This window comes from Faecalibacillus sp. TM498 (genome assembly GCF_020589955.1).
GTDB classification, from domain to species: Bacteria; Bacillota_I; Bacilli_A; order Erysipelotrichales; family Coprobacillaceae; genus Faecalibacillus; species Faecalibacillus intestinalis.
The window spans coordinates 1-12,902 of the sequence record NZ_JAJDKB010000028.1; the positions used below are offsets into that span (position 1 = coordinate 1).

The window sequence follows — 12,902 nt, forward strand, 5'->3', positions numbered from 1 at the left end:
AGACTAAAATCCACTTTGTCATATCTAAAGTGGAATTTAACTTTTCACTTTAGAAGAACAAAATGATCTTTTCCATAGAGTTGTCAAAATCAATAAAGTCGTGTAGAATAATAAGAAGACGAGGTGATGATATGAAAAGCATAATAAAATTAATGGTGGTTTTTGTTTGTGTTGTTTCATTAGTTGCTTGTGGGAAAAAAGATACAACTGTTTCAGCAAATAAAGATGGTGTTTTATATGAGGCAGGTGTAGGTGTTTCTTTTTATTATCCTTCTGATTTTAAATTAAGTGAGGGTAATCCAAATGATGGAGTTACACGTTTTACTAAAGAAAATCAAATATTATTTTATAAAGTAGAAGAAAATGAATATGATAATGATACTGATCAATTATCTGAACTTTATAAAGGTGAATTAGAGGCTTCAGAAGTTTCATCATTAAAAGTTAAAAGGCCAGCTTTAGAAAGTGGACTTAAATGTTATGAATATAAGGGAAGTTATGTAAAAACTGGATTGAAGTTTATTCATTTAGTATATTTTGATGATAAGAATACGTATGTTTATGGTTATGAAGCAAATCGAAAAGATTTTAGAAAGAATTTAAAGAAAATGATTGTTTATTTAGAGTCTTTTACGAAGTCTTCTGGATTGTAAAATAAATATTTTGTGATAGAATAAGGTCAATAAAAAAATTATAGGTAAGAGAAGTATATTGATGATATTTTATAGAGAGGGCATGCTGGTGGAAATTGTCTAAATGATTGAATAGAAATGCACTTACTTGAGTCTTTTGAAAAGAAAGAACGTTGATTGCGTTAAGGTCATGATAAGCATCGTCTATCTGGTGGAAGAACACGGCAGTGTCTAGATAGTGTATGCTTTTTTTATTAGAGGAGGAACATTATGAAATTATTTAATACACTTACAAATAAAAAAGAAGAATTTAAACCTTTAAAAGAAGGTGAAGTAAGTATTTATGTATGTGGACCTACAGTTTATAACTATGTTCATATTGGAAATACAAGACCAATGATTGTTTTTGATGTTTTAAGAAGAACATTTGAATATTTAGGGAATAAAGTGACTTTTGTTTCAAACTTTACTGATGTAGATGATAAAATTATTAAAGCAGCTAAACAAGAAGGTATTACTGAAAAAGAATTAACTGATAAATATATTAAGGCTTATGAAGATGTTAGAAGAGAATTAAACTTAGAATTTCCTACTTATGCACCTAGAGTTACAGAAACAATGGATCAAATTATTTCTTTTATTCAAAAATTAGTAGATAAAGGTTATGCATATGTTGTTGATGGAGATGTTTATTTTAGAGTTTCTAAAGTAAAGGAATATGGCGAATTATCGGGTATTAAAATTGAAGACCTTGTAGCAGGTGCAAGTGAACGTGTTGAAGATAAAGGTGTTAAAGAAGAAACAACTGATTTTGCTTTATGGAAGAAGACAGATGAAGGTATTCAATTTGATAGTCCTTGGTCAAAAGGTAGACCAGGATGGCATACAGAATGTGTTGTTATGATCAATGATATTTTTGAAAATGGGCGTATTGATATCCATGGTGGAGGTCAAGATTTAAAATTTCCACATCATGAAAATGAAATTGCTCAATCAAGAGCTTTAAATGGACATCCTATTGCAGATACATGGATGCATAATCAAATGATCAATATTAATAATGAAAAGATGTCTAAATCTTTAGGTAATGTTGTTTGGGCTAAAGATTTAATTGTAGAACTTGGATGCAATGTTTATAAATGGTTTATGTTATCAAGCCATTATAGAAATCCTTTAAATATGACAAATGAGATTATTGAAGGTGTAAAAAAAGAAGTAGCTAAAGTAGAAAACGTTTTAAAACAAACATCTCTTTATGTACAAGTAAATCATCTTGATGGTGATGACTTTAATAAAGACACTGTTGATCATATGGTAGATGCTTTAGCTGATGATTTGAATACTTCTTTAGCTTTAACTGAAATTTTAAATCAAGTTAAAGTATTAAATCAAGCAATGCGTGTTAAAGAAAAAGACAATACTTTAATTTTAAAAGAATATAATACTTTACTTAAGATGACAGATGTCATTGGATTTGTTTTTAAATCAAAACAATTAGATGAAGATGAATTAGAATTATATTCAAAATGGTTAGACGCTAAAGTTGTTAAAGATTTTGAAAAAGCTGATCAATATCGTGCAGAATTAATTCAAAAGGGGATTATTTAATGAATCCAGATTTTATCAATCCATTAGTTCTTGCTTATTTAGGAGATAGTGTTTTAGAACTTTTAGTTAGAGATTATTTAGTAAAAGAAAGTGAACTAAAAAAAGTAAATGAGTTGTGCCAAGAAGCAACTCATTTTGTTAGTAGTTTGTCCCATGAAAAATTTATTTTACATTTATTAGAAACTGATTTTTTAACTGAAGAAGAAGTTGGTATTTTTAAAAGAGGGAGAAATACAAAAACTTCTAAAAGAGATACTAAGGAACATCGTTATTCAACAGGATTTGAATGTTTAATAGGACATTTATATTTAAATGAATGTAAAGATAGAATTTATGAGATATTTGATGAATTCAAAAGATATGTAAATGAGACAAATTTGAGACAAATTTGAGACGAAAAATGGAGAAAAATATGAAACAATATATATATGGAAAGAACCCTATCATGGAGGCGTTAAAGGGTGCAAGTGTTTATAAGATTTATATGTTAAATGGGCATAAGGATCCTAAAATTTTTGATATTTGTAAAAGAAATCAAATTCCATTAGAATTTGTTGATAAAAAAGAATTTGATAAGAAGGTAGGAAAGGTTGTTCATCAAGGAGTAATGGCCTATATTGAAAATTATCGCTATTATACAATTGATGAAATTTTAAAAGATATTCCTGAAAATAAACAACCTCTATTACTTATGTTAGATGGTTTGGAAGATCCTCATAATCTAGGTGCTATTTTGAGAACATGTGATGCTGTTGGTGTTGATGGTGTTATTATTGGAAAAAATAGAAGTGTTGGATTGAATGGAACGGTTGCGAAAGTTTCAACAGGAGCTATTCATCATGTAAAAGTAGCACAGGTAACAAATTTAACAAGAACATTAGAAGATTTAAAAAAGAAGGCATTTTGGATCGTTGGTTGTGAATTAGAAAACAGTCAAGATTATAGAAGTGTTGATTACAATATGCCTACAGTATTAGTTATTGGTTCAGAGGGATTTGGAATGTCAAGATTGGTAAAGAAAAGTTGTGATATTAATGTTGTTTTACCAATGGTAGGACATGTGAATTCATTAAATGCATCAGTAGCTGCATCTGTTCTTTTATATCAAGTCTATAACTCACGTCACCCTTTATAGTAAGAAAGGAGAGACAAACTATGATAGCGTATAATGAACAAGAATTATTGTATTTATATCATTTAGGTTCTTCAATAGCGTATAAATTGTTGTTAGATGAGTATAAAAATAAAATTGAAATTTTTGTGAAACGTTATTGTAGAGAAACAGCATTAACTTCTGCAGAAGATTATAGTCAAGAGGCGTTACTTGTTTTGATTGGAATTTTTGATCGCTATCGCTATGATAAGAATGCTTCTATAAATACATATTTTTCATATGCGATTAATGATGTATTAAAATTACAAAAAAGAATACTTAATAGAGGTAATAAAATTTCTACGATTTCTTTAGATCAAGAAATCTATGGAAGTAATATGCGTATTGAAAATATTATTGCAGATCAAAAGGGTTATAATAGACCGGAATATCAATTACGGTTAAATGAAAACAAAAGTTATTATTTAAATAAAATAGAAAAAGCAAGCTCTTCACTTGAAAGAAAAATATTTGATTGTTTTATGAAAGGATATAAGAGTAAAGAAATTGCTGAATTGTTGAATATTGATATTCGTTGTGTCTATAATGCGAAATATCGCTTACAAAAAAAGATGGACAAATCTAAATAAGATTGACTATAGCTAGCTTTTATGCTAAATTATAGTGGCATAGAAATGAGTTGATAAGATGAAAGAGAAAATCATTTTAGTGTGTAGTGAATGTTTATCGAGAAACTATACAATGACTAAAAATAAACGATTAAATGTAAAAAGATTAGAATTAAATAAATATTGTAAACGTTGTGGAAAGCATACGTTACATAAAGAAACAAAATAAGGAGGCTATGTCGTGTTTGGTAAAAAGGCGGAAACAGAAGTCGTTGAAGAAGTAGAACATGAATTAAAATTTAAAGAGTGGTTCAATTTAAAAGGAATCAGAGCTGAAATTAAAAATATTCATTGGTTAACAAAAAAAGAATTATTTAATAATTCTTTAACTGTATTAGTGTTTACTTTTGTAATGGGGTTATTCTTCTTTGGTGGAGATGCCGTTATTGCATTTATATTGAAAGCGTTGGGGATGGATTAATTATGGCAGGAATGAATGATGAAGGAAGACAATGGTATGTTGTTTGTACATACAATGGTCATGAAAATAAAGTAAAAGAAAACTTAGAAAAACGTATTGAATCAATGGGATTACAAGATTGCTTATATAATATTATAATTCCAGAACATGTAGAAACAGTTATTAAAGATGGTAAAAAAATCAACAAAGTAACAAATATGTTTCCTGGATATGTTCTTGTAGAAATGGTTATGACAGATGAAGCTTGGTATGTTGTACGTAATACTTCAGGGGTTTCAGGATTCATTGGTTCTTCTGGTGGAGGAGCAAAACCTTTCCCACTTCAAAAACATGAATTAGATCCAATCTTAAAGAATATGGGTATTAGTACTTCAGCAATCGAAATTGACTATGCTGTTGGAGATGAAGTAAATGTTATTTCAGGTCCATTTGCTGGTAAAAGTGGAACTGTTGAATCGATTGATTTTGAAAAAGAAACAGCTAAAGTACTTATTGATTTCTTAGGTAATCAAACACCTATGGAAATTGATTTAGTAGCATTAGAAAAAACATTCTAGACAAATGTATTCACATTTGTCTTTTATATTATGGAGGTAAAGATGTCTAAATTATTTTTCTTTGATATAGATGGTACATTGATAGATTGTAATAAAGGGCTTTATGGTATATCAACAATAAATAGAAATTCTTTTGATCAGTTAAAACAAAAAGGTCATGATGTATTTCTAGCTACAGGTAGATGCAAATGCTTTATTACAGAAGGTGTTATGGATTATCCTTTTAGTGGATATGTCACTTGTAATGGGGGCTATGTAGAATATAAAGGAGATGCTATTTATAAAGCTGTTGTTCCAGCAAAAGCAATAGAAGAAACAATTAAATTATCTAAAGAACATCATTTTAGTTTCTATTTTGAAAGTAGCGATTATATTTATGTCTTAGATAAAAATGACCCACAACATAAAGAATTTGCTAGAGTATGGGGAATGAAAGATGAAACAATTATTGATGATTTTGATCCACAAGAAATTGAAACATATATTGGAATGATCGTTATCAATTCAAAAGAAGATATTCCTCTTTTAGTTGAAACATTATCTCCATATTTTGATATTCAAAGACATCAAACAGGATGTTCGTTTGATTTAACATTAAAAGGTGTTTCTAAAGCTGTAGGAATCCAAAAATTAGTAGATGCACTTCATAAAGATATCAAAGATACGATTGCTTTTGGAGATGGACGCAATGATTTAGAAATGTTAGAAACTGTTGGAACAGGTGTTGCAATGGATAATGCGGTTCCTGAAGCAAAAGCGGTGGCTGATGAAATATGTCCAGATGTCAATGATGATGGAATTACAACATGGTTGAAGGAACGTGACTTTATTTAAAGTGAATTTTTTTGTTATAATGACAAAGGTGATTATATGAAAGAAAAAAATTAACAATGAAAGATATAGATCATAAGCTAAGTCGTGAAATTATAAATACAGCAAAAAATCATGACGTATCCGTAATCAAATTAGAGCGACTACAAAACATTCGCTCAACGACAAGAACAAGTCGAAAAAACAATCATAGCCTGCATACATGGTCATTCTATAGATTAGCTACATTTATAGAATACAAAGCAAAACTGGCAGGCATAAAAGTTGAGTATGTAGATCCAGCATATACAAGTCAGATCTGTCCGATATGTGGAAGTGTTCATCATGCAAAAGACAGAAAATATACGTGCAGATGCGGATTTCATACACATAGGGATCTGTTGGGAGCTATAAATATATACAACTCAACTGAGTATATTGGTAACAGATATACTGCCTAGAGAACTATAGGTTCTGCTCTAGGAGGGGTAATGGCATACCCCTATCTTGCACTGCGACCTATCAGAAATGAACTGGTCAGCCAACAATGTTAGCAGGTAGCAAGAATCCCCTGTCTTTAGACATGGGGAGTGTCAAAACAAGAATATTTAGTGAATGTAGTATGTTAGAATGTAATAAAGATCTTGAACTTTATTATTTAGATTCTTTTAAAATAGTACATGAAAAGTAGACTCTTTATAAAAGTCTGCTTTTTAAATTACATTTTTTTGGTGTATTCTTAACAATAAAAAGAGTAAAATAGGCTTTGGAGGTGAGACTATGTTGTTGTTTGGACATAGAGGTTATAGTGATCAATATTCTGAAAATACAATGTTAGCTTTTTCAAAAGCTATTGAAAGTGGATTTGATGGTATTGAAACAGATGTGCATAAAACAAAAGATGGTGTTCTTGTTTTATGTCATGATGAAAAAATCAATCGAACAAGTGATGGAAAAGGTTATATTAAAGATATGACTTATGAAGAGCTTTGTGCATATAATTTTGGAACAAAAGAAAATCCTCAAAGAATTTCTTTGTTGAAAGAATTATTGGAATTATGTAAAGGAAAAAATGTAAAGATCAACTTAGAAATTAAAACAAATAAAATTCAATATCCAGGAATAGAACTAGAAAGCTATCAAATGATCAAAGAAATGGGGATGTTAGATCAAGTTCTCTTTTCAAGTTTTTATGTTGATTCTCTTTATAAATTAAGAGCAATCGATTCATCTTTATATTTAGGTTATCTTTTTGAAGATGATTATGAAAAAAATAAACAATTATGTTTAACACAAAAATTTCATGTACATGCACGTGAAGATTTTCTAGATGAAGATGAAATTGCACTCTTTTTAAAAGCTGGATTAGACATCAATACATGGGGTGTAAAGAACCGTTTTAGATATGCTTATTTTAAGGAAAAAGGTGTCAATATTGTTATTGCAAATAAAAATTTTAAGAAATTAAAAATGTAATCGCCTGCGTTATTTTTTTTACATCAAACGAGCGATAATGCTTGTTTTTTGTATGTTTTTCATGTAAGATGGTTGTGTACAAATGAAAAATTTCACAATAATTATGGAGGAAATAAAATGGCAGAAAAAAAACCTGTACAACAAGCTGTCCCAACTGAAGCAGAAACTGATGCTCATGTTGATGACCTTGTAAACAAAGCTTTAAAAGCTTTAGAAGAATTTGAAGATTTTACACAAGAACAAGTAGACTACATCGTTGCTAAATGTTCTGTAGCTGGACTAGACCATCATGGTATTTTAGCTGAAGCTGCAGTTAAAGAAACAGGACGTGGAGTATTTGAAGATAAAGCTGTTAAAAACTTATTTGCATGTGAATATGTTACTAACAATTTACGTCATTTAAAAACAGTAGGGATCATCAATGAAGATCCATTAACTGGTATTACTGAAATTGCTGAACCAGTGGGTGTTGTTTGTGGTATCGTTCCAACAACTAACCCAACTTCAACAGTAATTTTCAAATCATTAATCGCTTTAAAAACAAGAAACCCAATCATTTTCTCGTTCCACCCAAGCGCTCATGAAAGTTCAAAACAAGCTGCTATCGTAATTAGAGATGCTGCTATCGCTGCTGGTGCACCAGAAAACTGTATCCAATGGTTATCAATTAAATCTATGTATGCTACTAATGCATTAATGAATCACCCAGGTATTGCAACTATCTTAGCAACTGGTGGTAACGCAATGGTTAAAGCTGCATATTCATGTGGAAAACCTGCTTTAGGTGTAGGTGCTGGTAACGTACCTGCATATGTTGAAAAAACATGTGTATTACCAAGAGCTGTAAATGATATCGTATTATCAAAATCTTTCGACAATGGTATGATTTGTGCTTCTGAACAAGCAGCAATCGTTGACCAAGAAATCTACAGTGATTTCATGAAAGAAATTAAAAGATTCCATGTTTACTTTGTAAATAAAGAAGAAAAAGCTAAACTTGAAAAATTCATGTTTGGTGCAGAAGCTTATTCAGAAAATGTTGCTCAAGCTAAATTAAATCCAAATGTTGTAGGTAAACCTGCTGAATGGATTGCTGAACAAGCTGGATTCAAAGTGCCTGCTGAAACACAAATTATCTGTGCTGAATGTAAAGAAGTAGGACCAAATGAACCATTAACTAGAGAAAAATTATCTCCAGTATTAGCTATCTTAAAAGCTAAAAGCACTGATGATGGTATCGCTAAAGCAGCTGCAATGGTTGAATTTAATGGTTTAGGTCACTCTGCTGCAATTCATACAGAAGATCATGAAATTTCTAAAAAATTCGGTCATGCATGTAAAGCAATCCGTATCATTGAAAACGCTCCATCAACATTCGGTGGTATTGGATCAGTATATAATGCATTCATTCCATCATTAACATTAGGTTGTGGTTCTTACGGACATAACTCAGTATCTAACAACGTAAGTGCTGTTAACTTAATCAATATTAAGAGAATAGGGAGACGTAATAACAATATGCAATGGGTTAAACTTCCTCCAAAAGTATACTTTGAAAAGAATTCAATTAGATACTTAAGAGATATGAAACATATGGAAAAAGCCATGATCGTTACTGATAGAAGTATGGTAAATCTTGGTTATGTTGAAAAAATCGAAGACGTTATTAGAAGAAGACGTAATCATGTAGATATTGAATTATTCTTTGATGTTGAACCAGATCCAAGTATTGATACTGTAAGAGAAGGGGTAGAATTGATGAGAAAATTCGAACCTGATTGTATCATTGCTTTAGGTGGAGGATCATCAATGGATGCTGCTAAAGTTATGTGGTTAATGTATGAAAACCCAGAAGTTAACTTTAATGATATCAAACAAAAATTCATGGATATCAGAAAACGTGCTTTCAAATTCCCTGAATTAGGTAAAAAAGCAAAAATGATCTGTATCCCAACTACATCAGGAACTGGATCAGAAGTTACTCCTTTCGCAGTTATCACTGATAAGAAAGAAAACAAAAAATATCCATTAACTGACTATGCTTTAACACCAACTATCGCTATCGTTGACCCTGAATTCGTAATGTCATTACCAGGAGCAATCGCTGCTGATACAGGTATCGACGTATTAACTCATGCGGTTGAAGCTTATGTTTCAATCTTAGCATCTGACTTTACTGATGGATGGGCTAAACAAGCTGTTAAATTAGTATTTGATTACTTAGAAGAATCAGTTAAGAAAGGTACTCCAATTGCTAGAGAAAAAATGCATAATGCTGCAACTATCGCAGGTATGGCATTTGCAAATGCATTCTTAGGAATGAACCACTCATTAGCTCATAAGATTGGTGGAGAATGGCATATTCCTCATGGTAGAACAAATGGTATCTTATTACCACACGTAATTAGATATAACGGAACTATTCCAACTAAATTAAATATCTGGCCAAAAATTGAAAACTATAAAGCTGATGTTAAATTCATGGAATTAGCTCAATTAATCGGATTAAATCCTAAAACTCCAGCTGAAGGTGTTGAAATGTTCGCTGATGCTTGTGAAGAATTATGTCACAAAGTAGGTGTTGTATCTAACGTAGAATCTCAAGGTATCTCAAGAGAAGCTTGGGAAGAATCAGTTCATAGAATTGCTATGAATGCTTACGAAGATCAATGTACACCAGCTAACCCTAGAATGCCTATGGTTAAAGATATGGAAGATATCTTACGTAAAATTTACGATTACAAAAATAAATTTGATAAATAATAGTTAAGGTAGGCATGTCCTACCTTTTCTTTTACCTTAAGAGAAAGTTCATAATGAATTCATATAGAATTGTTATATTAATCATGTCAGATGAAGACAATATAATAAACAAGTATAAGTGACCCCTCTCCCAAAAAATCACTTATACGCAAGGAAAGGAACGGTGTTCCTTTTTTTGTGTAAAAATAATAAATTTATTATTGCAATAAATATTTAATATTGTTAGAATAAGAAAGGGCAATACAGTGTCTTCCATAGGAAGGCACTTTTTATTTTTATAGATACTAGAGGAGGATAGAAAATGGCTAAATACATATTTGTAACAGGTGGAGTTGTGTCTGGTCTTGGTAAAGGGTTAACAGCTGCATCTTTAGGAAGAATTTTAAAACAAAGAGGACAAAAAGTCTTCATGCAAAAATTAGATCCATATATTAACGTTGATCCAGGAACAATGTCACCTTATCAACATGGGGAAGTATTTGTTACTGCAGATGGGGCAGAAACAGACTTAGACTTAGGACACTATGAAAGATTTATTGATGAACAATTAAATAAAAACTCATCAATTACAACAGGTAGAATTTATAGTAACGTTATTTCAAAAGAAAGACGTGGAGATTATTTAGGAGCTACTGTACAAGTTGTTCCTCATATTACAAATGAAATTAAAGAAAGAATTTATGCAGCGGCACGTAGTTCTAAAGCAGATATCGTCATTACTGAAATTGGTGGAACAACAGGAGATATCGAAAGTTTACCTTTCATTGAAGCTATCCGCCAAGTAAGATTAGATTTAGGATATGAAAATACTGTTTATATTCACACAACTTTACTTCCATACATTGGAGCAAGTCATGAAGTAAAAACAAAACCAACACAACATAGTGTTAAAGAATTAAGAGGTTTAGGTATTCAACCAGACTTTATTGTTTGTCGTAGTGAACATCATATTGAAAAAGAATTAAAAGATAAGATTTCATTATTCTGTAATGTACCAACACAAAATGTTATTTCAAACTATGATGTAGAAAACTTATATGAATTACCACGTATGTTATTAGATCAAAAAATGGATGATTTAGTATTACAACATTTACAAATCAATGCACCAGCGGCTCATATGGATGAATGGGATACATTAGTTAACCGTGTTAAAAACTTAAATCAAGAATTAAATATTGCGTTAGTTGGAAAATATGTTCAATTACCGGATGCTTATTTATCAGTTAACGAAGCTTTAAGACATGCAGGATATTATGTAAACAGTGTAGTTAATATTGATTTTATTAATTCAGAAGAATTAAATAAAGAAAATGTAGCAGAAAGATTAAAAGATGCTGATGGTATTATCGTTCCAGGTGGATTTGGTGATCGTGGTATTGCTGGTATGATTGATGCCATTGAATATGCACGTACTAATAAAGTTCCACTTTTAGGTATTTGTTTAGGTATGCAATTAATTACCATTGAATATGCTAGAAATGTTTGTGGTATTAAAGATGCAAACTCATTAGAATTTGATGAATTATGTAAAAATCCAGTCATCAACTTAATGTCTGACCAATCTTTAGAAGATATGGGAGGTACACAAAGATTAGGTGATTATGAATGCCAATTAAATCCAGGTACACATGCTTATCGTCTTTATGGAAAAGAAATGATTAAAGAAAGACATCGTCATAGATATGAATTTAATAATAACTATAAAGATGTTTTAGTTGAAAATGGTTTAAAAGTTGCAGGATTTAACCCAGAAAGAAACCTTGTAGAAATTGTTGAGTTAGAAGATCATCCTTACTATGTAGGATGTCAATTCCATCCAGAATTTACTTCAAGACCAAACCGTGCACAACCTTTATTCCAAGGTTTAATTTCAGCGGCACATGATCGTAAATATAATAAATAAAAATATTTCAGGAATTTCTAAGTGAAATTCCTTTTTTATTTTTTACTTGTTGAAAGCGCTTGTATCATATATAATATATGTTATTTAAGGGGAAATAGTATGGCAAAGTATAATAAAAATAATATTTTAATTGGAAATTTGTTAGATATTGTTAATAAGGCATCTCATGAAACAACGGATGTTTTAATAGCAAAAATATTTTTAGAAAATAGATATAATCTTAATGAATTGTCTTTAGATGATCTTAGTAATCAATATTATATTTCACAGGCTTCAATTAGCAGATTTATAAAGAAACTAGGTTATAAAAATTATAATACTTTTAAATATGATGTAGCGAGTTCAAATGAAAAAATGGAAAGTGTACATGCTATTCAAGATAGGGATCGAATCAATGATGCAATAGCTATAAAAGAAGAAGTTATTTATAGAATCAATGAAGCTTATCAAAAAATGAATGATTTAAATGTGAATGATGTTTTACATATTGTAGATTTGCTTAATAAATATCAAAATATTATTTTTTTCGGTTCTGAATTATCCATGGCAATGTGTAAAATTTTACAATTAGGATTAGTTACATTAGGTAAAAATGTATATACAATATATGATAAAAATTATCAAAATGAAATGATTAATGAAATGAGTGAAAATGATTTACTTATATGTATTTCGATTGAAGATAGATGGTTTCATTTACAAGAGTCAATAAATAATTTAAAGGAATCAACAAGTTACAAAATGATGTGGACATTAAATTCTTCTAAAGATTATTTAGAAGGTTTTGATGATATTTTTGTTTTTGGAAAACAAATTTTTGATAATTATGGATATCATGAATTAATGGTATTAATTATGATTGTTTATCGAGTGTTAATGAATCATTCAAATAATGAATGATTCATTATTTTTTTGATTTTTTAATTCATTTATAAATTCATCAAAAA

The 12,902-nt window shown here is 30.0% G+C and carries 13 protein-coding genes and 1 pseudogene; all 14 read left to right on the forward strand.

All coding sequences use genetic code 11. The features are described from left to right. Nucleotides 1-131 precede the first annotated feature (131 nt). A complete protein-coding gene (locus LJD32_RS09385; protein WP_227360287.1) occupies nt 132-653 on the forward strand; it encodes a hypothetical protein in 522 nt (173 codons plus the stop codon). Between the two features lie 249 nt (nt 654-902). Further along, entirely contained in the window at nt 903-2,240 is a 1,338-nt protein-coding gene (gene cysS / locus LJD32_RS09390) for a cysteine--tRNA ligase (protein ID WP_227392249.1), read from the forward strand. Beyond that, a complete protein-coding gene (locus tag LJD32_RS09395) occupies nt 2,240-2,632 on the forward strand; it encodes a Mini-ribonuclease 3 (protein ID WP_119364007.1) in 393 nt (130 codons plus the stop codon). The genes cysS and LJD32_RS09395 overlap by 1 nt, the downstream gene beginning before the upstream one ends. Before the next feature lie 20 nt (nt 2,633-2,652). Further along, nucleotides 2,653-3,375 (forward strand): 23S rRNA (guanosine(2251)-2'-O)-methyltransferase RlmB, encoded by a 723-nt coding sequence (gene rlmB / locus LJD32_RS09400; protein WP_032090775.1) that lies wholly within the window; start codon nt 2,653-2,655, stop codon nt 3,373-3,375. A gap of 20 nt (nt 3,376-3,395) precedes the next feature. Further along, nucleotides 3,396-3,983, forward strand: coding sequence for a hypothetical protein (locus LJD32_RS09405; RefSeq protein ID WP_227392250.1), 588 nt, complete (start codon nt 3,396-3,398; stop codon nt 3,981-3,983). Between the two features lie 58 nt (nt 3,984-4,041). Further along, on the forward strand, nt 4,042-4,191 hold the full coding sequence (gene rpmG / locus LJD32_RS09410) for a 50S ribosomal protein L33 (protein WP_022002628.1): 150 nt from the start codon (nt 4,042-4,044) through the stop codon (nt 4,189-4,191). Between the two features lie 12 nt (nt 4,192-4,203). After that, the gene (secE, locus tag LJD32_RS15510) at nt 4,204-4,443 is read left to right on the forward strand and encodes a preprotein translocase subunit SecE (RefSeq protein ID WP_052010973.1); all 240 of its coding nucleotides are present in this window, start codon (nt 4,204-4,206) and stop codon (nt 4,441-4,443) included. 2 nt (nt 4,444-4,445) lie between these two features. Continuing rightward, nucleotides 4,446-5,000, forward strand: coding sequence for a transcription termination/antitermination protein NusG (gene nusG, locus LJD32_RS09420; RefSeq protein ID WP_022002626.1), 555 nt, complete (start codon nt 4,446-4,448; stop codon nt 4,998-5,000). Between the two features lie 42 nt (nt 5,001-5,042). Then, on the forward strand, nt 5,043-5,834 hold the full coding sequence (locus LJD32_RS09425) for a Cof-type HAD-IIB family hydrolase (RefSeq protein WP_032090774.1): 792 nt from the start codon (nt 5,043-5,045) through the stop codon (nt 5,832-5,834). A gap of 44 nt (nt 5,835-5,878) precedes the next feature. Continuing rightward, nucleotides 5,879-6,271: pseudogene (locus tag LJD32_RS09430) on the forward strand (RNA-guided endonuclease TnpB family protein); the annotation flags it as partial. A gap of 319 nt (nt 6,272-6,590) precedes the next feature. Further along, nucleotides 6,591-7,286: a glycerophosphodiester phosphodiesterase family protein gene (locus LJD32_RS09435; protein ID WP_119364003.1), complete on the forward strand. Its 696-nt coding sequence runs from the start codon at nt 6,591-6,593 to the stop codon at nt 7,284-7,286. Nucleotides 7,287-7,403: 117 nt separating this feature from the next. Next, nucleotides 7,404-10,049, forward strand: coding sequence for a bifunctional acetaldehyde-CoA/alcohol dehydrogenase (gene adhE / locus LJD32_RS09440; RefSeq protein WP_227392252.1), 2,646 nt, complete (start codon nt 7,404-7,406; stop codon nt 10,047-10,049). A 301-nt stretch (nt 10,050-10,350) separates the two neighbouring features. Then, nucleotides 10,351-11,955, forward strand: a complete 1,605-nt coding sequence (locus LJD32_RS09445) for a CTP synthase (protein ID WP_227392253.1) — start codon at nt 10,351-10,353, stop codon at nt 11,953-11,955. 99 nt (nt 11,956-12,054) lie between these two features. Next, nucleotides 12,055-12,855, forward strand: a complete 801-nt coding sequence (locus tag LJD32_RS09450; protein ID WP_195933329.1) for a MurR/RpiR family transcriptional regulator — start codon at nt 12,055-12,057, stop codon at nt 12,853-12,855. Nucleotides 12,856-12,902 lie beyond the last annotated feature (47 nt).

Bases quoted from the DNA above. Each gene is read 5' to 3' on its own strand.
- LJD32_RS09385 (WP_227360287.1), top strand. From the start codon at position 132: ATGAAAAGCATAATAAAATTAATGGTGGTTTTTGTTTGTGTTGTTTCA.
- cysS (WP_227392249.1), top strand. From the start codon at position 903: ATGAAATTATTTAATACACTTACAAATAAAAAAGAAGAATTTAAACCT.
- LJD32_RS09395 (WP_119364007.1), top strand. From the start codon at position 2,240: ATGAATCCAGATTTTATCAATCCATTAGTTCTTGCTTATTTAGGAGAT.
- rlmB (WP_032090775.1), top strand. From the start codon at position 2,653: ATGAAACAATATATATATGGAAAGAACCCTATCATGGAGGCGTTAAAG.
- LJD32_RS09405 (WP_227392250.1), top strand. From the start codon at position 3,396: ATGATAGCGTATAATGAACAAGAATTATTGTATTTATATCATTTAGGT.
- rpmG (WP_022002628.1), top strand. From the start codon at position 4,042: ATGAAAGAGAAAATCATTTTAGTGTGTAGTGAATGTTTATCGAGAAAC.
- nusG (WP_022002626.1), top strand. From the start codon at position 4,446: ATGGCAGGAATGAATGATGAAGGAAGACAATGGTATGTTGTTTGTACA.
- LJD32_RS09425 (WP_032090774.1), top strand. From the start codon at position 5,043: ATGTCTAAATTATTTTTCTTTGATATAGATGGTACATTGATAGATTGT.
- LJD32_RS09435 (WP_119364003.1), top strand. From the start codon at position 6,591: ATGTTGTTGTTTGGACATAGAGGTTATAGTGATCAATATTCTGAAAAT.
- adhE (WP_227392252.1), top strand. From the start codon at position 7,404: ATGGCAGAAAAAAAACCTGTACAACAAGCTGTCCCAACTGAAGCAGAA.
- LJD32_RS09445 (WP_227392253.1), top strand. From the start codon at position 10,351: ATGGCTAAATACATATTTGTAACAGGTGGAGTTGTGTCTGGTCTTGGT.
- LJD32_RS09450 (WP_195933329.1), top strand. From the start codon at position 12,055: ATGGCAAAGTATAATAAAAATAATATTTTAATTGGAAATTTGTTAGAT.